This is a genomic window from Methylobacterium sp. WL7, assembly GCF_008040085.1.
Classification (GTDB): Bacteria; Pseudomonadota; Alphaproteobacteria; order Rhizobiales; family Beijerinckiaceae; genus Methylobacterium; species Methylobacterium mesophilicum.
Genome location: NZ_VRVG01000272.1, coordinates 1 through 2,532 on the forward strand (window position 1 = coordinate 1; position 2,532 = coordinate 2,532).

Genomic DNA, 2,532 nt, shown 5'->3' on the forward strand with positions numbered 1-2,532 from the left:
GGTGGTGCGCGCGCGAAGGCGGGCCGCGCCCCGGGGAGAGTGGGGCGATGATCGTACGCAACGGGCTGGCACACAAGATCGCGCTGATCGGCGCGGCCACGCTCTCGGCCGCGGCGCTCGCGGGCTGTGAAACCGTCGGCAGCGCCGCCGGCCCGCGGCAATACGCGGTGGTGGAGACCGACACCACCGGCGCCACCAACGTCAACATCGCCTCGCTGACCGAGGTGATCCAGCGCAACCCGAACGACGCCGCCGCCTACAACACCCGCGGCGCCGCCTATGCCCGGGCCGGCCAGTTCAACGACGCCATCGCCGACTTCACCAAGGCGATCCAGATCGACCCGAATTCGGGCTCGGCCTACAACAACCGCGCCCTGGCCGAGCGCCAGGTCGGCCGCGACGCCGCCGCCCTGCAGGACTTCACCAAGGCGATCGGCATCGACCCGAATTACGGGCCGGCCTATATCGGCCGCGCCAACGTCGAGCGCGCCCAGGGCAACGTCGACCAGGCGCTCGCCGACCTCAACGTCGCGATCCGGCTGATGCCCGAATCGGCCGAGGCCTACCATGCCCGCGGCCTGGTCCGGCAGAAGCAGGGTCAGGACGCCCAGGCGATCGCCGACTTCGACGCCGCCATCGACCGCAACCCGTTCGTGTCCGCGCCCTACGCGGCGCGCGGCCAGAGCCTGATCGCCACCAACCAGTACCCGAAGGCGATCGAGGACTACAACGCGGCGCTCAACGTGAACAACAAGGACGCCACCTCCTGGGCCTATCGCGGCCTCGCCTACGAGAAGTCGGGCCAGCGCAAGGAGGCGCTCGAGAACTACCAGCGCGCCGCCGTGATCGAACCCAACAACGCCGTCGCCCGCGCCGGCCTCGGCCGCGTGCAGGGCGGGGTCGGCTCGCTGTTCAACTGATCTTTTTTGCCCGGTTCATCCCACCCATCCCCCTCATCCTGACGGGCTGTGGTCCTTCGATCGACAGACGGGCTTGCAACGCCAGGACGAGGCGCGGGTCCCCTCTCCCGTGCGGGAGAGGGACAGGGTGAGGGGTGCGACCTGTCCGGAAAGACCTGGTCCCTCACCCCAGCCCTCTCCCGCACGGGAGAGGGGGCCTGTCGCGCTCCCTCCTCGAAGGATCGGAGAACTCACAGCCTCTGAGATGACGGGGGTTTGGGCGGGATGGCGCGCGAAAGTCGCCCCTTACGCCGCCAGCAGCCCATCCTCCCCTTGCGTGATCCGGCGCAGGTGGTGGGCGGTGTCGCCGAGCTGGTATTCGATCATGGCGAGCCGCTTGAAGTGGTGGGCGCCGATGTATTCGAGCGTCATGCCGATGCCGCCGTGGAGCTGCACCGCCTCCTGGCCGACGAACCGGCAGGCCTTGTTGATCTGCACCTTCACGGCCGCCAGCGCCGCCGCGCGCGCCGCGGGATCCTCCGCCTCCACCATCATGGCGGCGTAGAGCGCCATCGAGCGCGCCTGTTCGAGTTGGATCAGCATGTCCACGGCCCGGTGCTGCAGGGCCTGGAACGAGCCGACGCTGACCCCGAACTGCGTGCGGGTCTTGAGATACGCCACCGTGAGCTTGTGGAGCGCATCCATCGAGCCGACCGCTTCGGCGGCGAGCGCCGCGATGCCGTGCTCGGCCACCCGCTCCAGCAGCGGCAGGCCGCCCTCGGGATCGCCCAGCGCCGCATCGGCCGGCAGCGCGACGTCCGAGAACGACACCTCGGCGGCCCGGCCGCCATCCTGGGTCGGGTAGGCCTCGATCGCCACCCCCCGGGCATCCGCCGGCACCAGGAACAGGCCGATCCCATGCGGGTCGCGCCGCTCCCCGGAGATGCGCGCCGAGACCACCATCAGCCCGGCCGCGTCGGCATTGGGCACGACGCTCTTCGCCCCGCTCAGCACGAACCCGTCGCCCGAGCGCCGGGCCGTGGCCGCCACGTCGTGGAGGTCGTAGCGCGACTGGCGCTCGGTATGGGCCAGGGTCAGCCGCAGGCTGCCGTCGATCACGCCGGGCAGGATCTTTTCCTTCTGCGCCGCGCTGCCGCCGAGCCGGAGCGCCGTCGCGCCGAGCACGAGGCTCGCGAACAGCGGCTCGACCACGAGGTTGCGCCCCACCGCCTCCATGACCAGCATGGTCTCGACCGGACCGCCGGCCAGCCCGCCCTCGTCCTCGGAGAAGGGCAGGCCGGTCACGCCGAGTTCGGCGAACGCCGCCCAGCCCTCTTCGGGGAAGCCCAGGGGGGCCTTCAGCCGCGCCTGCCGGCTCTCCAGCGACGGATACAGGTCCGCCGCCATCCGCTCGACGCTGTCGCGCAGGAGCGACTGGTCCTCGTTCAGGTCGAAATCCATGTCGGTGTCCTCTCGCGGAAGGTCACGGTCGCGGCGTTCATCCCAGCCGCCCCCTCATCCTGGAGGTGCCGGAGTGCAGCGGAGGCTTCGAAGGAGGCCTCCAGCCGGCCGCGCGATCCCTGGAGCCCTCCTTCGAGGCGGCTTCGCCGCGCCTCAGGATGAGGGGGGTGGG

At 70.9% G+C, this 2,532-nt stretch carries 3 protein-coding genes; 1 reads left to right on the forward strand and 2 read right to left on the reverse strand.

The window, feature by feature from the left end:
* The first annotated feature begins 47 nt into the window (after positions 1-47).
* Positions 48-920, forward strand: a complete 873-nt coding sequence (locus FV233_RS29070; protein WP_147855675.1) for a tetratricopeptide repeat protein — start codon at positions 48-50, stop codon at positions 918-920.
* Between the two features lie 285 nt (positions 921-1,205).
* Here FV233_RS29070 and FV233_RS29080 read toward each other — a convergent pair whose 3' ends face one another.
* On the reverse strand, positions 1,206-2,360 hold the full coding sequence (locus FV233_RS29080; protein WP_147899605.1) for an acyl-CoA dehydrogenase: 1,155 nt from the start codon (positions 2,358-2,360) through the stop codon (positions 1,206-1,208).
* A partial coding sequence (locus tag FV233_RS30980; RefSeq protein ID WP_210249518.1) for a hypothetical protein occupies positions 2,345-2,532 on the reverse strand: 188 nt, incomplete at its 5' end. The genes FV233_RS30980 and FV233_RS29080, both read right to left, overlap by 16 nt.